Source organism: Mycobacterium sp. NGS57 (assembly GCF_059812405.1).
In genome coordinates, this window is record NZ_JCALCP010000002.1 from 1 (window position 1) to 20,083 (window position 20,083).

At 70.3% G+C, this 20,083-nt stretch carries 19 protein-coding genes; 12 read left to right on the forward strand and 7 right to left on the reverse strand.

Annotation, left to right across the window (positions count from 1 at the left end; genetic code table 11):
* Window positions 1-30: 30 nt before the first annotated feature.
* Genes rfbC through AC5Y43_RS03445 form a run of 3 tightly spaced genes read right to left on the reverse strand, consistent with a single transcriptional unit; the run spans window position 31 to window position 2,554 of the window.
* Window positions 31-642, reverse strand: coding sequence for a dTDP-4-dehydrorhamnose 3,5-epimerase (gene rfbC / locus AC5Y43_RS03435; protein ID WP_499969441.1), 612 nt, complete (start codon window positions 640-642; stop codon window positions 31-33).
* A gap of 1 nt (window position 643) precedes the next feature.
* Window positions 644-1,639, reverse strand: coding sequence for a dTDP-glucose 4,6-dehydratase (gene rfbB / locus AC5Y43_RS03440; RefSeq protein ID WP_499969443.1), 996 nt, complete (start codon window positions 1,637-1,639; stop codon window positions 644-646).
* A gap of 57 nt (window positions 1,640-1,696) precedes the next feature.
* The gene (locus AC5Y43_RS03445) at window positions 1,697-2,554 is read right to left on the reverse strand and encodes an LLM class F420-dependent oxidoreductase (RefSeq protein WP_499969445.1); all 858 of its coding nucleotides are present in this window, start codon (window positions 2,552-2,554) and stop codon (window positions 1,697-1,699) included.
* Between the two features lie 210 nt (window positions 2,555-2,764).
* On the opposite strand from AC5Y43_RS03445, the gene AC5Y43_RS03450 reads away from it, so the two are divergent.
* From AC5Y43_RS03450 to truA, 9 genes are all read left to right on the forward strand, one after another.
* Window positions 2,765-4,690: a serine/threonine-protein kinase PknD gene (locus AC5Y43_RS03450; RefSeq protein ID WP_499969448.1), complete on the forward strand. Its 1,926-nt coding sequence runs from the start codon at window positions 2,765-2,767 to the stop codon at window positions 4,688-4,690.
* Between the two features lie 230 nt (window positions 4,691-4,920).
* Entirely contained in the window at window positions 4,921-5,142 is a 222-nt protein-coding gene (gene infA / locus AC5Y43_RS03455; RefSeq protein WP_003418601.1) for a translation initiation factor IF-1, read from the forward strand.
* Between the two features lie 33 nt (window positions 5,143-5,175).
* Entirely contained in the window at window positions 5,176-5,289 is a 114-nt protein-coding gene (gene rpmJ / locus AC5Y43_RS03460) for a 50S ribosomal protein L36 (RefSeq protein WP_003886927.1), read from the forward strand.
* Between the two features lie 195 nt (window positions 5,290-5,484).
* Window positions 5,485-5,859: a 30S ribosomal protein S13 gene (gene rpsM, locus AC5Y43_RS03465; RefSeq protein ID WP_499969450.1), complete on the forward strand. Its 375-nt coding sequence runs from the start codon at window positions 5,485-5,487 to the stop codon at window positions 5,857-5,859.
* A 5-nt stretch (window positions 5,860-5,864) separates the two neighbouring features.
* Window positions 5,865-6,278 carry a 30S ribosomal protein S11 gene (gene rpsK, locus AC5Y43_RS03470; RefSeq protein WP_499969451.1) on the forward strand — a complete coding sequence of 138 codons (414 nt, stop codon included), beginning with the start codon at window positions 5,865-5,867 and terminating at the stop codon, window positions 6,276-6,278.
* 6 nt (window positions 6,279-6,284) lie between these two features.
* Window positions 6,285-6,890, forward strand: coding sequence for a 30S ribosomal protein S4 (rpsD, locus tag AC5Y43_RS03475; protein ID WP_499969453.1), 606 nt, complete (start codon window positions 6,285-6,287; stop codon window positions 6,888-6,890).
* An 82-nt stretch (window positions 6,891-6,972) separates the two neighbouring features.
* Entirely contained in the window at window positions 6,973-8,016 is a 1,044-nt protein-coding gene (locus tag AC5Y43_RS03480) for a DNA-directed RNA polymerase subunit alpha (RefSeq protein ID WP_499967028.1), read from the forward strand.
* Between the two features lie 55 nt (window positions 8,017-8,071).
* Entirely contained in the window at window positions 8,072-8,665 is a 594-nt protein-coding gene (gene rplQ / locus AC5Y43_RS03485; RefSeq protein WP_499969456.1) for a 50S ribosomal protein L17, read from the forward strand.
* Complete coding sequence (gene truA, locus AC5Y43_RS03490) at window positions 8,637-9,506, forward strand: tRNA pseudouridine(38-40) synthase TruA (protein WP_499969458.1); 870 nt, start codon at window positions 8,637-8,639, stop codon at window positions 9,504-9,506. Before rplQ ends, truA begins: the two co-directional genes overlap by 29 nt.
* Here truA and AC5Y43_RS03495 read toward each other — a convergent pair.
* Both AC5Y43_RS03495 and AC5Y43_RS03500 read right to left on the reverse strand, forming a co-directional pair.
* Window positions 9,503-10,138, reverse strand: a complete 636-nt coding sequence (locus tag AC5Y43_RS03495; RefSeq protein WP_499969460.1) for a cutinase family protein — start codon at window positions 10,136-10,138, stop codon at window positions 9,503-9,505. The genes truA and AC5Y43_RS03495 overlap by 4 nt on opposite strands.
* Before the next feature lie 41 nt (window positions 10,139-10,179).
* Window positions 10,180-10,989 carry a cutinase family protein gene (locus tag AC5Y43_RS03500; protein WP_499969462.1) on the reverse strand — a complete coding sequence of 270 codons (810 nt, stop codon included), beginning with the start codon at window positions 10,987-10,989 and terminating at the stop codon, window positions 10,180-10,182.
* A gap of 130 nt (window positions 10,990-11,119) precedes the next feature.
* Here AC5Y43_RS03500 and eccB point away from each other — a divergent pair, with 130 nt between their 5' ends.
* Window positions 11,120-12,490 carry a type VII secretion protein EccB gene (gene eccB / locus AC5Y43_RS03505; protein ID WP_499969466.1) on the forward strand — a complete coding sequence of 457 codons (1,371 nt, stop codon included), beginning with the start codon at window positions 11,120-11,122 and terminating at the stop codon, window positions 12,488-12,490.
* Here the strand turns inward: eccB and mycP are convergent.
* Window positions 12,455-13,777, reverse strand: coding sequence for a type VII secretion-associated serine protease mycosin (mycP, locus tag AC5Y43_RS03510; RefSeq protein ID WP_499969468.1), 1,323 nt, complete (start codon window positions 13,775-13,777; stop codon window positions 12,455-12,457). The two genes, eccB and mycP, sit on opposite strands and share 36 nt — an antisense overlap.
* Window positions 13,735-15,069, reverse strand: coding sequence for a type VII secretion integral membrane protein EccD (gene eccD / locus AC5Y43_RS03515; RefSeq protein WP_499970380.1), 1,335 nt, complete (start codon window positions 15,067-15,069; stop codon window positions 13,735-13,737). The genes mycP and eccD overlap by 43 nt, the downstream gene beginning before the upstream one ends.
* Window positions 15,070-15,222: 153 nt before the next feature.
* Here eccD and eccCa point away from each other — a divergent pair, with 153 nt between their 5' ends.
* Both eccCa and AC5Y43_RS03525 read left to right on the forward strand, forming a co-directional pair.
* A complete protein-coding gene (eccCa, locus tag AC5Y43_RS03520; RefSeq protein WP_499970382.1) occupies window positions 15,223-18,831 on the forward strand; it encodes a type VII secretion protein EccCa in 3,609 nt (1,202 codons plus the stop codon).
* Complete coding sequence (locus tag AC5Y43_RS03525) at window positions 18,828-20,066, forward strand: type VII secretion-associated protein (RefSeq protein WP_499969470.1); 1,239 nt, start codon at window positions 18,828-18,830, stop codon at window positions 20,064-20,066. Before eccCa ends, AC5Y43_RS03525 begins: the two co-directional genes overlap by 4 nt.
* The last annotated feature ends 17 nt before the right edge of the window (window positions 20,067-20,083 follow it).

Sequence of the window (20,083 nt, forward strand, 5' to 3'; positions counted from 1 at the left end):
GAAATGCGTCGCTAGTTGCACTCGCGGATACTAGGCGCCGGAGCGCAGACCGGCGGCGAACCGCTGGGCTTCCTCCCAGGTGGGCAGGAGGCCGGATGCGCGCACCTCGTCGAAGCTGGGCGCTGCGGCATCGCGCTCGGACAGGCTCGGTTCGGCGCCGTCGACCAGCGGCCAGTCGATTCCCAGCGCCGGGTCCGTCGCGCAGATGGTGTGCTCGCGCTGCGGGTTGTATTCCGCCGAGCACAGGTACATGACCGTCGAATTATCTTGTAGCGCAAGGAAGGCGTGCCCGAGGCCTTCGGAGATGTAGATCGTCCGGTGGTCCTTGTCGTCGAGCAGGACGGAGTCCCACTGGCCGAAGGTCGGCGAGCCAACGCGGATGTCGACGACTACGTCGAACACCGAGCCCGACACACAGGTCACGTACTTGGCCTGGCTCGGCGGCAGCTGAGCGAAGTGCAGACCGCGCAGCACGCCGGCCGACGACACCGAGCAATTTGCTTGCCGAACGTCCAGCCGATGGCCGCTGAACTCGGTGAACCCGCGGTCGGTGAGCCATTCGAAGAACATGCCACGGGAATCACCGTGGATGGCCGGGGTGATCTCCCAGGCGCCGGGAACCTTGAGCTCGCGAGCCTTCACCTCAGCGCCCGCGTTCCTCGTAGCGCGCTTCCGCTTCGTCCTTGAGCGGGCGCCACCACGACTCGTTGGCCCGGTACCAGTCGATGGTCGCCCGCAGACCCTCTTCGAAGTCGGTGTGCTTCGGGGCCCAGCGCAATTCGTCGCACAGGAACGACGGGTCGATGGCGTAGCGCAGGTCGTGGCCGACCCGATCGGGCACGTGGTCGAAGTCGTCCGGGTCGCGGCCCATCATCTTCAGCACCGTGCGCAGCACGGTCAGGTTGTCGCGTTCGCCCTCGGCGGCGATGAGGTAGGTCTGACCGATTTGGCCCTCGTCCAGGATCCGCCGCACCGCGCTGTTGTGATCCTCGACGTGGATCCAGTCGCGCACGTTGGCGCCGCGGCCGTACAGCTTGGGCCGCCGGCCGGTGAGCACGTTGGTGATCTGGCGCGGGATGAATTTCTCGATGTGCTGATACGGCCCGTAGTTGTTGGAGCAGTTGGAGATCGTCGCGCGCACCCCGTAGGAGCGCACCCAGGCCCGCACCAGCAGGTCGGCGGCGGCCTTGGTCCCGGAGTACGGGCTCGACGGATTGTAGGGCGTCGACTCGGTGAACCGCGTCGGGTCGTCGAGCTCCAGGTCGCCGTAGACCTCGTCGGTCGAGATGTGGTGCAGCCGCACGCCGTGGCGTCGCACCGCTTCCAGGATGGCGTACGTCCCGATCACGTTGGTGCGCAACGACGGCTCCGGGTCGTCCAGGGAGTTGTCCACGTGGCTTTCGGCGGCGAAGTGGATCACCGCGTCGGACTCCGCGACCAGCGCGTCGACCAGCGCGGCATCGGCGACGTCGCCCTCCACCACGGTGATGGCGTCTTCCACGTCGGCCAGCGACTCGCGCCGTCCGGCATAGGTAAAAGCGTCGAGCACCGTCACCGAATCCTCGGGGTGTTCGCCCACTGTGCTGTGCACGAAATTGGCGCCGATGAAGCCGGCTCCGCCGGTGACCAGCAATCGCATGGTCACACACACTAACCGAGCGGGATCGTCAGCTTGGGGGAGTTACCGCTAAAGGGGCTAGCCCAGGCCGAGCGGCCCGGCCAATTCGGCCAGCGCCGAGACCAGGTTTTCATCCTTGGTGAGAACCTGCACGGGCACGTGGTCGGCGCCCGCGGCGAGGTGCTGCTTGAGCCGCTCGGCGATCTCGTCCGGGGTCCCATAGGCCACCAGCGCGTCGACCAGCCGGTCGCTGCCGGGGCGGGTGACTTCCTCATCCGAGTAGCCCAGCCGCTTCCAGTTGTTGCGGTATTTGGCCAGGTTGAAATAGATGTCGAGCGCCCTGCGGCCCACCGCGCGCGCCTTGTCCGGGTCGGTGGTCAGCACCACCTTGTGTTCGGGCGCCAGAAACGCCGAAGGGCCGATCAGCTCCCGGGCCTGCGCGGTGTGTTCGGGGGTGGTCAGGTACGGGTGTGCGCCGGCACTGCGGTCGGCCGACAGCTTGAGCACGCGGGGCCCCAGGGCCGCCACGACGCGCCGGTCGGCCGGGACGCCGTACTCGTCGAGCTGGTCGAGGTAGGCGACCAGCGCGTCGTACGGCTTGCGGTACTCGGTGTGCGCCTCCGGATGGCCGACGCCGATGCCGAGCAGGAAGCGGCCCGGATAGGCCCGGTCGATGCGGTGAAACGACTCGGCCACCGGCTTGGCCGCCGCCGTCCAGATGTTGACGATGCCGGTGGCCACCTGCAAGGTCGTCGTCGCCTCGAGGATGGGCTCCACCCAGGCGAGCTCGGCGGGCGGGGAACCGCCCACCCACACGGCGCCGTAGCCCAAAGCTTCGATTTCCCTGGCTTGCTGGGGTGTGACGCCGCGTCCGAACGAGCCGAACCGGCCGAGGGAAGGGCGTGGAGACGGGCTGGTGGCATGAGCGTCGGTCATGGTTGCTCCAACCCGCGGGTCGAACTGCCCTATTCCCGCAGAGCCCCCGCGGTCTTCATATGGCGCCGGGAAAGAGCGCCCGAACATTGCCCAGCGAATCAACGAATTCGCGCTTTTGGTGCCGCTACGCGCCGAGCTGTTCGCCGACGGGTTGTCGCAGCGAAGAAACAACCTGTCGCCATAGTTGGTGGCGCGTTATGGTTTGACCAGTTGTCGTTGGAGGGCTCGTTGCAGAAAACGTCGTTCGGAAACTACGAGCTGATCGAGTTGCTGGGCCGCGGCGGCATGGGTGAGGTCTGGCGGGCCCACGACACCGTCATCGACAGAATCGTCGCGATCAAGATTTTGCCCACCGAAATCTCCCAGGACGACGTATTCCAGCAGCGCTTCCGTCGCGAAGCCCATGCGGCCGCGCGATTGCGGAGTCCGCACATCGTGCCGATCCACACCTACGGGGAAATCGGCGGGCGCCTATTCGTGGATATGGCCTTGATCGAGGGCCGCGACCTACAGTCCATCCTGCGCGACGGCCCGCTGCCGCCCGCGCGGGCGGTGCGCATCATCGAGCAGGTCGCCAAGGCGCTGCAAGCCGCGCACAAGGAAGGGCTGCTGCACCGGGACGTCAAGCCCTCCAACATCCTGGTCGACGACGACGACTATGCCTATCTCATCGACTTCGGCATCGCCCTGGCGGCGGGGGAGCGGAATCTGACCACCGTCGGCGACGTGATCGGGACGTTCTACTACATGGCTCCGGAACGGTTCAAAATCCAAGAGCCCGATGCGCCGCCCATCGATTCCCGCTCGGATATCTACGCGCTGGCCTGCGTGCTGTACGAGTGCTTGACCGCCGAGCACGTATTCCCCGGCGACAGCCTGGAGCAACAGATCGGCAACCACCTCGTCAGCCCGCCGCCGCGCCCGTCGATCACCAACCCCGCGCTGCCGGGCGGCTTCGACACCGTCATCGCCAAGGGCATGGCCAAGATGCCGGGCGACCGCTACGACACCGCCGTCGAGCTGGCGCGAGCCGCCCGCAACGCCGTCACATCGCCGATCCCCCTGCCGCCGCGGCCCTTCGATCGGCAGCAACCGGGGCCGTTCCCGCCGATTCGCACGCAAGGCTACGGTCACAGCGACCAGGAATCCGGCGCCGCGACGGTCCAGTACCCGGTGCCCACTCCCGGGACCTATCCCCGCCCGGCACCCCAGGTCGTATCGGGGCCCCAGCCCGTCGCCGATCGGTTGCCCGCCAGGCCGCCCGCGCCGTGGTGGCGCCGCAAGCCCGCCATCATCGCCGCCGCCGCCCTGGCTGTCGTCGCGCTCGTCGTTGCCGCACTGGTCGTCTTCGGCGATTTCGGGTCAAAACGCGGAAACCCCCGGCAAACGACGCTGCCGTTCACCGGCCTGCGCGACCCGCAGGGGCTCTCGGTCGGCAATGGCGGCACTGTGTACGTCGCCGACACCATGCACAACCGGATTTTGGCCCTGTCCGCGGGCTCGTCCGACCCGGTCGTGCTGCCATTCGAGGGCCTCAGCTATCCCAGCGGTGTGACGGCAGACAACTCCGGCAACGTCTACGTCAACGATTCCGGTAACAGACGGGTGCTGATCCTTCGCGCCGGCTCGCGGCAGCAGACCCAGCTGCCGTTCACCGACCTCGAACATCCGACCGGCCTGACGGTGGGCAGCGCCCGCACCGTCTACGTCACCGACACCGCCAAGAATCGGGTGGTTGCCCTCAACCCCGGCTCGACCAAGCAATACGAGGTCCCCTTCACCGGTCTCAAGGCTCCGACCGGCCTGGTGGTGGCCGACAACGGAACCATCTACGTCGCCGACGGCGGCAACAATCGGGTGCTGATGCTGGCCCCCGGCTCGAACACGCAAGCCACGGTGCCGTTCGTCGGCCTGTCGGATCCCGGCGGGGTGACGCTGGACCGGGAGGGAGCCGTCTACGTCACCGACAGCGCGAACAATCGGGCGCTGAAGCTGCCCGCGGGCTCGAGCCGGCAGGTCGTACTGCCCTTCACCGGCCTCGACGCGCCGTGGGGCCTGGCGGTCGACAGCAACGGCACGGTGTATGTCGCGGGCCACAACAACAAGATTTTGGTGTTGCGGCCCAAACCCGAATAGGTGTCCGGCCAAATCCTGTGGTCGGCTCCGTCTTTTGCGCCGACTGTAGCGATGCGGGTAAGGTGGGACGACGGTGCGGCGTCCGTGCCGGCTCTTGGTGTGCCCAGTCTGAAATTTCTCGGAATTTTCACCACCGGCTCACGTTTTGCAGTCGGGACAGCTGTTGCGCCGACCGGCCGCAGTGACGCGAACGCAACGAACGAAACAAACGACGAGGATTTCTGACAAGTATGGCCAAGAAGGACGGTGCCATCGAGGTCGAGGGCCGCGTGGTCGAGCCCCTGCCCAATGCGATGTTCCGCATTGAGCTGGAGAACGGCCACAAGGTGCTCGCCCACATCAGCGGCAAGATGCGGCAGCACTACATCCGCATCCTTCCCGAGGACCGGGTGGTGGTGGAGCTGTCTCCCTACGACCTGTCCCGCGGCCGCATCGTGTACCGCTACAAGTAACCAACCAAAAGACGAGAACAGGATCGAACAGCCGTGAAGGTCAACCCCAGCGTGAAGCCGATTTGCGACAAGTGCAGGGTGATCCGTCGGCATGGGCGGGTCATGGTGATCTGCCAAGATCCCCGCCACAAGCAGAGACAGGGCTGAGCCGGACAATTTGGGCAGCCTTCCGCCTGCGCCTACAACTGAATGCAGACCTCCCAGCACCAGTGAGCGGCTGGCATCTGAAAGAGATGGGCCAGCTCATCCACGCCCGGACGGAGGCCGGGCCCCACCCCGAATTTCGGGGCCGGGAGCGGACTGGGATCAGACCTCCGCATGAGATAAGAGGACACGCCACCTATGGCTCGACTAGTAGGCGTCGATCTCCCGCGCGACAAGCGGATGGAGATCGCGCTGACCTATATCTTCGGCGTCGGCCGCACCCGCTCGAACGAGATTCTGGCGGCCACCGGCATCGACAAGGACCTGCGCACGCGGGATCTCAGCGACGACCAGCTGACCCACCTGCGTGACTACATCGAAGCCAACCTGAAGGTGGAGGGCGACCTGCGCCGGGAGGTGCAGGCCGACATCCGCCGCAAGATCGAGATCGGCTGCTACCAGGGCCTGCGGCACCGCCGCGGCCTGCCGGTGCGCGGCCAGCGGACCAAGACCAACGCGCGCACCCGCAAGGGCCCCAAGCGCACCATCGCGGGCAAGAAGAAGGCCAGGTAACCGCCATGCCACCAGCCAAGAAGACAGCCGGCCCCAAGAAGGGCCAGAAGACCCGGCGGCGGGAAAAGAAGAACATCCCGCACGGTGCCGCGCACATCAAGAGCACCTTCAACAACACGATCGTGACGATCACCGACCCGCAGGGCAACGTCATCGCCTGGGCGTCGTCGGGCCACGTCGGCTTCAAGGGGTCGCGCAAGTCGACGCCGTTCGCCGCGCAGCTGGCCGCCGAGAACGCCGCCCGCAAGGCGCAGGAGCACGGCGTCAAGAAGGTCGACGTGTTCGTCAAGGGCCCGGGCTCCGGCCGCGAGACCGCGATCCGGTCGCTGCAGGCCGCCGGGCTCGAGGTCGGCGCGATCTCCGACGTCACCCCCCAGCCGCACAACGGCGTCCGCCCGCCCAAGCGCAGAAGGGTCTAGAGAACCATGGCTCGTTACACCGGACCCATCACCCGCAAATCGCGCCGGCTGCGCACCGACCTCGTCGGCGGCGACCAGGCTTTCGAGAAGCGTCCCTACCCGCCCGGCCAGCACGGCCGCGCGCGGATCAAGGAGAGCGAGTACCTGCTGCAGCTGCAGGAGAAGCAGAAGGCCCGCTTCACCTACGGCGTGATGGAAAAGCAGTTCCGCCGCTACTACGAGGAGGCCGTGCGCCAGTCCGGCAAGACCGGCGAGGAGCTGCTGAGGATTCTCGAGAGCCGGCTGGACAACGTCGTCTACCGCGCCGGCCTGGCGCGCACCCGGCGGATGGCCCGCCAGCTGGTCACCCACGGCCATTTCACGGTCAACGGCGTGCGCGTCGACGTCCCCAGCTACCGGGTGTCGCAGTACGACATCGTCGACGTGCGGGACAAGTCGCTGAACTCGGTGCCGTTCCAGATTGCGCGGGAGACCGCGGGTGACCGCCCGATCCCGAGTTGGCTGCAGGTGGTCGGGGAGCGTCAGCGCATCCTGATCCACCAGTTGCCCGAGCGCGCGCAGATCGACGTGCCGCTCACCGAGCAGCTGATCGTCGAGTACTACTCGAAGTAACCTTCCGGAGCCGCAACTGCGGCGACCGGATAACCGAGCCGGCATCAAATAGCGGGTGCCGAGAAGGAGAACAAGAAACACCATGCTGATCTCACAGCGACCCACACTGTCGGAGGAAGTCGTCACCGACACCCGGTCCCAGTTCGTCATCGAACCACTGGAGCCCGGATTCGGTTACACCCTGGGCAATTCGCTTCGCCGCACGCTGCTGTCGTCGATCCCCGGCGCGGCCGTGACCAGCATCCGCATCGACGGCGTGCTGCACGAATTCACCACCGTGCCCGGGGTGAAGGAAGACGTCACCGACATCATCCTGAACCTCAAGGGCCTGGTCGTGTCCTCGGAGGAGGACGAGCCGGTCACCATGTACCTGCGCAAGCAGGGCCCGGGCGAGGTCACCGCGGGTGACATCGTGCCGCCGGCCGGCGTGACCGTGCACAACCCCGCCATGCACATCGCGACGCTGAACGACAAGGGCAAGCTCGAGGTCGAGCTCGTCGTCGAGCGTGGCCGCGGCTACGTCCCGGCGGTGCAGAACCGGGCCTCCGGCGCCGAAATCGGCCGCATCCCGGTCGATTCCATCTACTCGCCGGTGCTCAAGGTCACCTACAAGGTGGACGCCACCCGCGTCGAGCAGCGCACCGACTTCGACAAGCTGATCCTGGACGTGGAGACCAAGAGCTCGATCAGCCCGCGCGACGCGCTGGCATCGGCCGGTAAGACCCTGGTCGAATTGTTCGGCCTGGCACGCGAACTCAACGTCGAGGCCGAGGGCATCGAGATCGGCCCGTCGCCGGCCGAGGCCGACCACATCGCGTCGTTCGCGCTGCCGATCGACGACCTGGACCTGACCGTGCGGTCCTACAACTGCCTCAAGCGCGAGGGCGTGCACACCGTCGGCGAGCTGGTGAGCCGCACCGAGTCCGACCTGCTCGACATCCGCAACTTCGGCCAGAAGTCCATCGACGAGGTGAAGGTCAAGCTGCACCAGCTGGGTCTGTCGCTGAAGGACAGCCCGCCGAGCTTCGACCCGTCGGAGGTCGCCGGCTACGACGTCGCCACCGGCACCTGGTCCACCGAGGCCGCCTACGACGACCAGGACTACGCGGAAACCGAACAGCTCTAAAGCCCGTCCCGGCCCTACCTGATACGGGGGCCGGCCCCAATGAGGAGAAGTCGCAATGCCCAAGCCCACCAAGGGCCCCCGCCTCGGCGGGTCGTCTTCGCACCAGAAGGCCCTGCTGGCCAACCTGGCCACGTCGCTGTTCGAGCACGGCCGGATCAAGACGACCGAGCCCAAGGCTCGTGCGCTGCGGCCGTACGCGGAAAAGCTGATCACGCACGCCAAGAAGGGCACGCTGCACAACCGTCGAGAGGTTCTCAAGAAGATTCGCGACAAGGACGTGGTGCACGCCTTGTTCGAGGAGATCGGGCCGTTCTTCGCCGACCGCAACGGCGGCTACACCCGCATCATCAAGGTCGAGGCGCGCAAGGGTGACAACGCCCCGATGGCCGTGATCGAGCTGGTGCGGGAGAAGACCGTGACGTCGGAGGCCGATCGGGCGCGCCGGGTGAAGGCTTCCAAGTCCACTGCGCCCGAGGCGGCCGCGGCCGCACCGCAGGCCGCGGTCGAGCCGGAGGCGGTGGACGGCTCGGCGGCCGATGAGCCGGCGACCGACGAGGCGGTCGAGGCAGCGGCCGCCGCGCCGCAGGCATCAGTCGAAGAAGCCGGCGAGGCCGCCGGCGATGACACTGACGAGGCCACCGAGAATTAGCGCGGACGTCCGTCTGCGGCTGCACATCGCCTACGACGGAACCGATTTCGCGGGCTGGGCAGCCCAGGCCGGGCAGCGGACCGTCGCCGGCGTCCTCGACGAGGCGCTGACGACGGTTTTCCGCATTCCGGTGCGATTGCGCGCGGCCGGCCGCACCGATGCCGGGGTTCATGCCACCGGACAGGTCGCCCACGTCGATGTGCCCGCCGACGCGCTGCCGAACGCATACCCCCGCTCGGGCCGCGCGGGTGAGCCCGAATTCCTGCCGCTACTGCGCCGTCTCGGCCGGTTCCTGCCCGCCGACGTCCGCGTTCTCGACATCGCCCGGGCCCCGGCGGGTTTCGACGCACGGTTCTCGGCGCTGCGCCGTCACTACGCGTACCGGCTGTCCACGGCGGCCTACGGGGTCGAGCCGCAACAGGCGCGCTACGTCACCGCATGGCCGCGCGCGCTGGACCTCGATACGATGGCCGCCGCGTCACGAGACCTGCTGGGGCTGCACGACTTCGCGGCGTTCTGCCGGCACCGCGAGAACGCCACCACCATCCGCGACCTGCAGCGGTTGGACTGGTCGCGCGACGGCGACCTGATCACCGCGCACGTCACCGCGGACGCCTTCTGCTGGTCGATGGTGCGGTCGTTGGTCGGGGCCCTGCTGGCCGTCGGCGAGCACCGGCGCCCAGCCTCCTGGTGTCGCCAATTGCTGTCCGCCAGCGACCGGTCGAGCGACTTCGCCGCCGCGCCCCCGCACGGGCTGACGCTGATCGGCGTCGACTATCCGCCCGACGACCAGCTGGCCGCGCGAACATTGATCACGCGGGACCTGCGCACGCGGGGCTAGACGCGGCTCGCGACGAAACCCGCGGCCTGGCTGGTCAATCCGGGCACGTAGCCCAGGTGGGCCTTCCACTGGTTGCCGTTCGAGCAGATCGGATCGCCGGTGTTGCACAGGTCGATGGTCTTGCCGTCGAAATCCGGTGTCAGCGCGCTCATCAGCCGGCCCGCGCGCGCCGACGGGTTTCCGAACAGCGCGACTGCGGCGACGTGATCGGCGGCCTTGGCGGGCAGCGGCTGATGGAAGCCGAAGCCGGGAAGCGGTGCGGCCGTGACGATGTCGATGACCGCGGCACCCTGCGAATACCCGCCGAGCACCACCTTGGTGTTCGGGCAGTTGTCGGCCATCTGCTGGACGTGGCGGCTGGCGTCGTTGGCGCCGTCCGCGGCGGCCAGGAAATCCTTGCTGGCCGGGTAGTTAACCCCGTACGCACCAACGCTTTTGCGGGTGTGCTGGCGCAGCGAGCCGACGAAGGCCTGGCCCACCCGCCCGACTCCCGGCGGTTCGTCGGTCCCGCGGGCGAACACCACCTCGACGTCAGGGCAGGAGGCCGCGGCGCGAGGAAGCAGCTGTGGAGCGACCCAAAACGCGGCCGCCGCAACGAATGCGGCGGCCAGCCCTATTCGGATGAGCCTCACACGACGAGGCTACGGGCCCATGGTCAAGGGCCGATAACGATTCAGACAAGCGGGGCTTGAAGATTCGGTGTGTTAGGGGTGTTCGGCGACGGTACGTTACCGGGCACCGACGGACCGGGCGCCTGTGGGCCATACCCGGGCATCTGCGGCGCGTACTGGGGTCCGTAACCGGGCATCTGCGGGGCGGACGCGGCCCGCAGCCTGGACGCGACGAAGGACGCCGCCTGCGTGGTGTACGCGGGGACGTAGCCCTCGGTGTGGCCGCTCCACTCGTTGCCCTGACCCGCGTGGCAGATCGGGTCCTGCGGATTGCACAGGTCGATCGCCTTGGACCCGAGCAGCGCGCTCTTGGTCGGCAGCGTCCCGCCGGCGCGGTCGGCGATGTCACCGAAGGTGGCAACGGCCGCGATGTTGGTGGCGTATTGCGGCGGCAGCGAACTGCCCCAGCTGATACCACCGATCGGAACGCCGGCCACGATGTCCATCACCGAGGCGCCCTGCGAGTAACCGCCTAGCACGATCTGAGTGTTCGGGCACTTCTCCACGCTCTTCTTGACGCGGTCGATGGTGTCGTTGGCGCCGTCGCCGCCGTGCAGCTGCAGCTTGCTGGCCGCGTAGTTCACCCCGTAGGGCAGGATGTTCAGGCCCGTCTGCTGGCGCAGCGAGTCGACGAAGGCGTCGCCCACCCGGCCGAGGCCGGGCGGCTCGTTGGTGCCGCGCGCGAAGATGACCTCGACGTCCGGGCAGTCGTCGGCGGTGGCGACCGCCGGGTACGGGGTGAGCAGCAGACCGGTGGCGGTGAGCAGTGCGGACGCGCCCAGGCCGGCCCAACGACCTATGTGACAAAACACGCCGAAATTTTACCCGGATCCGGCCGAAGCGAAACTGGGGCGAGCTGTGGATGGACCGCCGCAACGGCGCTGACGTGCGGCTTAAGGTGAACCGGGGAGACGCATTCCACAATTATTCGACCTTTCCGAGGTGGCTTTGGACCGGATAGGCCTCAGCGGCTATCGATTTCTGCTGCGTCGCCTGGAGTCCGCATTGCTGGGGCTCGACCTCGGCGACGCGAACGAATTGCGCCGCACGTGGACGGCGCCCCTGTGGCTCGGGGGTGCGCTGGCGGCCATCGCCCTGGCGGGATGCGCGGTGCTGGGCGTGCTGCGGCCGCACCCCGACCTCGGCCAGGCGCGAATCGTGCTGGGGCAACCGTCCGGGGCGCTATACGTGCGCGTCGGTGACACGTGGCATCCGGTGCTCAACGTGGCCTCGGCGCGATTGATCGCGACGACGGCCGCCGACCCGCAGCCCGTACCCGACGCCGACATGGGCCGCACCAAACGCGGCCCGCTGCTTGGCATTCCGGGTGCACCGCAGCTGCTCGGCAGGCCGCTCTCGCCCGCCGAGGCGGCCTGGACGATCTGCGATACCCACGAGACCGGCGCGACGACCGTCGTCATCGGGCCCGCCGGCGGAGCGTCGGCTCGGCGTCTGGGCCCCAACCACGCCCTGCTGGTGGCGGCGGCCCCGGGCTCGCCGGCCTACTTGCTGTACCAGGGGCGGCGGGCGGTGGTGGATCTCGCGGACAACGCGGCCGTGCGCTCGCTGCGACTGGAGGGCCGCGCGCCCCAAGCCGTGTCACAGTCGCTGCTGAATGCGGTGCCCGAGGCCGCGCCGGTCAGCGTCCCGCGGATTCGCGGGGCGGGCGGCGCGGCCGCGGGGCTGCCGGGATTTCCCGTCGGCAGCGTGCTACGGGTAGCGCGCGGCGACGGCGACGAGTATTACGTCGTGCTGGCCGCCGGGGTCCAGCGCATCGGGCAGGTGGCCGCCGACCTGTTGCGGTACAGCGATTCGCGCGGCACCACCAACATCGTCACGGTGGCGGCCGACGCGATCCGCACCGCGGCAGTGGTCAACACGTTGCCGGTGGCCGGCTTCCCCGATCGGGCGCCGGCGCTCGAGGCCGGCGACACCGTGTGCGTCACGGCGAATCCCGCGCCGTCCGGGAACTTCGACACCGCGTTCCTGACCGGTGCCGGTCTGCCGGTGCCGCCCGGCGCGACGCCGGTGGCGCTGTCCCAGGCCGATGGCCGCGGCCCGGCCCTGGACGCGGTGTACCTGCCGCCCGGCCGCAACGCCTACGTGCGGGGCAACGGCCGGGCCGGAACGCGCTACCTCGTCACCGACACCGGCGTACGGTTCGGAATTCGCGACGACGACGCGGCGCGTGATCTGGGTCTTGGCGCGCCTATCCCGGGGCCGTGGCCGCTGCTGGCGCCCCTCCCGTCGGGGCCGGAACTGAGCCGGCAGAATGCGTCAGTCGCCCGGGACGCGGCCGCGGGCACCCCGTAACCGCCCGGCGGCCAAGACTCCCAGTAGCGCAACAAGACACAGGGCCGCGCCGCGCAATGCGGTGCCGCGGGCGCGCGTATCGGGCGCCCCGGATGCCGGGGACGTGCTGATCGGCAGGGGCTGAGGTTTCGGGGTGGCGGGTGGGCCGGGTTCGGTGCTGACCGCGGCGAGCACGTCGACGGCGCCGCTGCCGACGAGCGGATCCCAGCCCGCCGCCGGGTGATGCGCGGTCGACTCGATGCGCTGCATCACCTGCCGCGCGGTGAGCGCCGGGAAGCGGGCGCGCACCAGCGCCGCCACCCCACTGGCCACGGGCGCGGCGTAACTGGTGCCGGAGACGGGTGCCGAACCCAGCGCGGTGGCCGCCTCGCCGGATGCCGCGACATCCACCCAGGGTCCGGGGAGGGTGAACGCCGAGGGCGACTCGTCGGCGTTGACCGACCCGACGGTCAGCACGTAGTCGTCGTACCAGGCCGGGCTGGCGACGACGGCGACCGTCTGCCAGGTCGCGTCGGTGGGCTGCGGCGGACACTGGCCGGCGCCGGTATTGCCCGCCGCGGCCACGACGACCGCGTTCTTGACGTCGACCGCGTACGCGAGCGCGGCACCCAGTGCCCGATCGTCGGGCGCCGATGCGACGGGGACGCAGGCAACCGACGACACGTTGATCACCGACGCGCCGAGATCGGCGGCCGTCCGGATGGCCTTGGCCATGGTGTCGACGTCGCCGACTCCGGCGGCGGACCGGTCGGCGGCCGGGGAGAATTTGGTGCTGGACTGGCGGATCGCGATCACCGTGGCCTCCGGCGCCACCCCGGCGGAGCCGTTGGAATCGGGTGCCGCAGCGATGATTCCGGCCACCACGGTGCCGTGCACGTCGCAGTCCTGGGTGCCGTCGCCACCGGACACGTAGTCTCCGCCCGGTATGACGCCCGGCAGCCGGGGATGCCGCGAGACGCCGGTGTCGATGACCGCCACCCGTTGCCCGGCGCCGCGGGTCAGCTGCCAGACCCGCGGTAGGTCGGCGAGGTAGGGCGCACGGCCGGGGCCCGGCGTCGCATCCGCCGTCAGCGTGGCGCAGACCTCGCGTTGCCGGGTGGGCGACGGCGGCGCCGGCAATGCCGGCTTGGGCAGCCATGTGTCGTCGACCTGCGGCGGCGAAACGGCTTGGGCCACCGGGGTTTCCAGCTGGGGCAGCGCCGCGAACACGGCCGCCGCCAGTAGCCGTGTCACGCGTGACGCGCTCACGTCACCGTCCACCCGCGGACGGCACCATAGAGGCCGCATACCCAGCAGGTCGTGGGGATCATCGCGACCAGCACCGCGCACCTCAGCGCCCCGAGGGCGGGACCCGACAAGAGCGAGAGCGACGCGGCCGGGGCGGCAGAGCCCAGGTAAACCGCGGCGACCGCCAGCGCCGCCGTCATCGCGGCCACCCACGCGCCATGCCGGGACAGGTTTGCCGCGATCGCCCCGAAAGACGTTGCCGTGACCGCTATTCCGCCAGCAGCGCACACCAGCATCGCGGGCCCGTCGTACGAACGCGCGCGCAGCAGCAGCATCACGCCGGAGAGGGCGCCGAATGCGGTGCAGCCCGGGCCCGGCGCGCCGGTGAGCACGGTGACGACGGCGCCCACGGCGGCCGCGGACGAGAACCCGGCCCGCAGGCTGGTCAGCCAGGCGTCGGCACGGATCGCCCTGCGGTCGACGTCCGGCGCCGGGGGCAACTGAGGCGATAGTCCCGCCAGCGCGATCGCTATCCGCGCCGCCGCTCCGAGCAGGACGACGGAGGCCAGGGTCGACACCGAGCCGACGACCCGCGCCGGTGCATCGGTGATCACACCCAGCAACGCGGCGGCCCCGACAACGGTCGCGACGCACGCGAGCGCGATCAATGTGACGGCGCCGCAACCGGATACGCGCATCGCCAGCACCGAGGTGACGGCCGCGGCGGCCCCTGCCAGCATGACGTGGGGCGGGCCGGGGGGACCGGGCACCGCCAGGGCCCCGGCGAGCGCCGCGAAAGCCGTCGCCATCACGCTCAGCGCGAGCCCGCCGATCGCATCCCCGTGCCCGCGGTGGGCGACCGCCGCGGCAAGCAGGGCCGCAACCGCCGCCAACGCCACGACGCCGACGGTGGCATCGGTGACCCTGGCGCTGAGCGCTTGCCGGACGAGCGCCGCAGCGCCGATCCCGGTCAGGCACCCCGCCGCGATCGCGCCGGTGAACCGCGCCGCGCACCGGCGGCGGGGCTGGCTCCAGCGCCGGCCCGCGGCGTCCAGCGTCGCCGACACGGCCTCCGCCACGTCGTCGTGCCGGCGCGCGGCCGGCGGCGCGGCGTCCCGCGCCAGGACCAGCACGGCGCCGTCCCGGATGCCGTTCTGCGCCAACGTCGCCGCCGAGTTGAGCGGGGCCGCCCCGGGACACGCCAGCTGGTAGCGCCTCGCCTCGTCGGACCCGTCGAGTCCGTGGACACCCAGGATGTCGACGATCGAGGGAATCAGGACGGCGACGGCAACGCCCGCGGGCAGAGCCAAGTCGGTGACCGCGGCGCCGGCATGGACTGACACGCGGCGCAGCCCGGGATCGGAAACGGGTAGCAATGGCGACCCCCTGAGTCGGATTGCGGCCACGTTAGCCAGCTTTCGGTCGTCCGGTGTGCGGTTGTCCACAGGTGACTTGCCGCCGCCTCAGCGCGCTGCTTACCGTCGCCGATCGGTGGGAGGGCCATGATGACCGAATGTTTCGTGCCAGGGCCGCGGCGGTCGCCGCCGGCGGTCGCGGTGACGGACATCGCCGTCGAGGCTCCGCCCGGGCCGCCGCCGCCACGGTCGCCGCGGTTGGTGCCGGTTGTCGTCTCGGTCGCGACTCTCGGGGCGATGACGGCGGCGTTCCTTTCGGGGTCGGCCGCGTCGCGCAACCCCATGTTCCTGGCGTTCCCGGTGATGACGCTGGTTTCGATGGTCGTGATGTTGGCCGGGGGGCGCGGGCGGGGCGTCGGCGCCGACCGGGCAGACTACTTCGGATATCTCGACCGGCTGCGCAGCAGCGTCGCGGAAACAACCGCGGCACAGCGGTATTCGCTGGTTTGGGCGCATCCGGACCCCGACACGCTGTGGACGCTGGTCGGCGGACCGCGGATGTGGGAGCGCCGAGCGACCGACGCCGACTTCTGCCTGGTCCGGGTCGGCGTCGGGACCCAGCCGCTTGCCACGCGCCTGGTGCCTCCGGAGCCGTCCACCTACGGTGCCTCTGACCCGGTCACCACGGCGGCCCTGCGCCGCTTCCTGGATACGCATTCGGTCATGGTCGGCGTCCCCATCGCCGTCGGGCTGCGCGGCGCCACGAGGGTGACGATCGCCGGGGATCCGGGCGCGGCCCGCGCCCTGCTGCGCGCGATGATCTGTCAACTCGCGGTGCTGCACCCGCCCGACCGGTTGCTGATCGTCGCTGTGATCAGCGACGAGAATCGAGATCACTGGGATTGGCTGAAGTGGTTGCCGCACAACCGGCATCCGAGCGCGGCCGACGCGGTGGGGCCCGCCCGCATGGTGTACGGCCGCCCGGGGGACACGCAGGGCGTACTCGCCGGCGCCCGGCCGCCGGAGGTGGTCGTGCTCGCCGACCTGGGTGCCGCCTCCGAGGCGGTCCCGGGCGCCACCCTCCTCGAGGTCGGTGCGTGCCGAGACGGCGCGCCGGTGACCCTCACGCTCGACGGCGACACCCGACCCTTGTCGCGTCCCGATCGGATGAAGCCGGTGGACGCGCTGGTGTGCGCCCGGCGGCTGGCCGCCTACCGGGTCGGTGCGGGCGGACTGCCCGGCGGCGGTTGGCCGGAACTGGCGGGGCTGGGCAGTCTCGATGATTTTGACCCGATCACCTTGTGGCGCAGCCAGGGCCACCACGACCGGCTGTGCGTTCCCCTCGGAACCACGGTCGAGGGCGCGGCGCTGGGCCTGGACATCAAAGAGGCCGCGCAAGGCGGGGTGGGCCCGCACGGGCTCTGCGTGGGCGCCACCGGCTCGGGCAAGTCGGAGCTGCTGCGCACTATCGCCCTGGGGATGATGGCGCGCAACCCCCCGGAGGTGCTCAACCTGTTGCTCATCGACTTCAAAGGGGGCGCAACGTTTCTCGACCTGGCGCCGGCGCCGCACGTGGCCGCCGTCGTCACCAACCTCGCCGACGAAGCACCGCTGGTGGCCCGGATGCGCGACGCGCTGGCCGGCGAGGTGGAGCGTCGGCAGCGGCTGCTGCGAACGGCCCGCTGTGCCGGCATCGCGGCCTACGACGACGCGCGCCGGGCCGGCGCCCGACTGGCCGCCCTGCCGGCGCTGCTGATCATCGTGGACGAATTCTCCGAAATGCTGGCCCAGCACCCGGAGTTCGCCGACATGTTCGTCGCGATCGGCCGGCTCGGTCGATCGCTGGGCGTGCATCTCCTGCTGGCCAGCCAGCGGCTCGACGAGGGCCGGCTGCGGGGACTGGACGCCCACCTGTCCTATCGGATCTGCCTGAAGACGCTGTCCGCCAGCGAGTCTCGGGTGGCCTTGGGGACGGTGGACGCCTATGAGTTGCCGAATGCCCCCGGCGCGGGCTACCTGCGAGCGAGCAGCGGCGAGCCGATCCGTTTTCAATCCGCATTCGTGTCCGGGACATCGCCGGTCGGGGTGCCGGCCCGGGCGCCGGCGGCGTCGCCGCGGGTGTTCGGCACCAGGGCGGTAGGTGCGGCCACGGGCGCCGAGACGGCCGGGCCGGGCGCCCGGACCGTCCTTCAGGTGGTCCTCGACCGGCTGGTCCCACACGGACCGGCGGCGCACCAGGTTTGGCTGCCCCCGCTGGAAGCGGCGCCCCCACTGGACACCCTGCTTCCCGCTACCGCGCCGGGCTCGCTGAGCGTGCCGCTCGGCGTCGTCGATCGGCCGTTCGAGCAATGCCGCACACCGTTGATGGTCGAATTGTCCGGCGCCGCCGGCAACGTGGCGGTCGTCGGCGCACCCCGATCGGGCAAGTCGACGGCCCTGCGCACCCTCGTCACCGCGCTGGCGGCCACCCACGACCCCGCGCAGGTGCGGTTCTACTGCCTGGATTTCGGCGGCGGAACGCTGGGCGCGTTGCGCAGTGTGCCGCATGTGGGTGCGGTGGCCGGGCGCGCCGAGCACGAGCTGGTCCGCGGCACCGTCGCCGAGCTGGAATCCATCGTGCGGTCCCGGGAGAGCGACGGGAACCCCCATGCGGAGGGCGGTGACGTCTTCCTCGTCGTCGACGGCTGGGCGACCCTGCGCCAGGAATTCGAGGAACTCGACGCGCCGATTACCGCCCTTGCTACCCAAGGGCTTTCGTTCGGCGTACACGTGGTGCTGTCCGCTTCCCGCTGGGCCGAGATCAGACCGGCGCTGAAGGACCAGATCGGCACCCGCATCGAATTGCGGCTGGGCGACCCCGCGGACTCCGAGATCGACCGCAAGCGCGCCCAGCACGTACCCCGCGACCGGCCGGGCCGCGGCCTTTCCCGCGACCGGTCGCACATGGTGGTCGCGCTGCCCACCGACCGGGTGTGCCGTGGTGAATCGGCCGCACCGCCGATCCCGCTGCTGCCCGCGCGCGTGGACCGCGACGAGCTCGTCAGCCGCGCGGGCAGGCCGGGAGAAGCGCGCATCCTGCTCGGTCTGGGGGAGCGCGGCCTGCGGCCGGTCGCAATCGATTTCGAACAGCATCCCCACCTGATGGTCCTCGGGGACAACGAATGCGGAAAGACCGCGACGCTACGTAACCTGTGCCGCGAGATCGTCCGGGCGAAGAGCGCCACGGAGGCCCGGCTGCTGATCGTCGACTTTCGTCGTGGCCTGCTCGGCCTCGTCGAATCGGAACACCTCGGCGGCTACGCCATGTCGCCCGTGACGCTCGACGGGTTGTTGCCACCGCTGCTCGACGCCTTGCGGCTGCGGATGCCACCGCCGGACGTGAGCCAGGCACAACTGAAGACCCGGTCCTGGTGGACCGGCCCGGACTTCTACCTGCTGATCGACGACTACGACCTGGTCGCCGCACCCGCGGACAACCGGCTCGCGACGGTCGTCGAATACCTCCCGTACGCAAGGGATGTGGGGCTGCACGTGATCGTCGCGCGACGTAGCGGCGGCCTGGAGCGCGCCCTGTTCGAGCCACTGCTGGCCGACCTGCGTGGCCTCGGCTGCATGACGCTGACCATGGGTAGCGGCTCGGCCGACGGTGCCCCGTGGGACTCGCGGCGCCCCGCGCGCCTGCCGCCGGGCCGCGGCCTGCTGCGAACGCGCGCCGGTGACGAACAGTTGGTTCAGGTGGCGTGGAGCCCGCCGCCGTGACTTGGCACCGGGTGATCCTCGAGGCCGGGCCCGCGACGATCCGCCGATTGTGTTGCGGCACAAGCGGTGACACCGCTGAGGCCGTGTCGGAGGCGCTGGGCGCGATCGACGATCCGGTGGCGCTGGTCGGCGGCCGACCCGTCGCCGTCGGTTCGCTGTGGCGCACGGCGCTACGGTCACTGAGCTGTGGGGACGGCGGGGAGCTGGTCGTGGTGCATCCGTCGTGGTGGCCGTCGGTGCGCGCCGGCGTGGTGGCCGAGGCGGCCGAGGCCGTGGCCGGCGATGTGGTCATGTGTCCCCGGTCGTGGCTACTGGGCCACGCTTGTGACCGGGCGATCGTGGTCGAGATCGCCGAGCGGCTGGTGGCGATCATCGGGAGCCAGGACGGTGGCGTCGCCGCGATACCGCGCAGCGCGGAATCACCAACGGTGCTCGCGGAGGTCGCACGCGCCATCGCGGGCATGGCGCACACATCGACCGTCGTGATCGACGCGTCCGGCACGGTCGCCGGTGCGCCGGCGCTCGCGGCGTCGCTCGCCGCGACTCTGCGCGAAAGCGGCTGGGCGGCAGTCGAAATCGGCGACGCCGGGCTGGCCGCGCTGGCGCGTTCGGCCCTGTCGGTACCCGACGCGCCGTCCCACCCGCGGCCCGACACGGGCCGAGCCCGACCGCGCGCGTGGCTGGCGGCGGCGGGCGCGGGGGCCGCCGGAGCGCTGACGGTGTTGCCGCTGGCGATATCGGCGGTGGCCGCGTCCGGCCGTCACGGCGGATCGGCGCCGGCCGTGGTGCAGACGGCTGCGGCGATGCCGAGGACGTTTCTGGTCGAAGGCCGGGTGGCGTTGACGGTGCCCGCCGACTGGCCCGCGCAGCGGGTCATCACCGGCCCCGGGTCGGCGCGGGTGCAGGTCACGTCGCCGTCGGACCCCGAGGTGGCGTTGCATGTCACGCAATCGCCGGTGGCCGGCGAGACGCTGAGCGACACCGCCGAGGGGTTGAGACGGGCAATCGGTGCCGAGCCGTCCGGCGTGTTCGTCGACTTCAACCCGTCCGCGACCAGCGCCGGGCGGCCCGCGGTGACCTACCGCGAAGTGCGCGCCACCCACCAGGTGCGATGGACGGTCCTGCTGGACGGGCCGGTGCGGATCAGCGTTGGCTGCCAAAGCCGTCCCGGCGACGAAGAGGCCGTCCGCGCCGTGTGCGAGCAGGCGGTGCGCACGGCTCACGCGATCGGATGAGCCGGCGAAATTCGGCG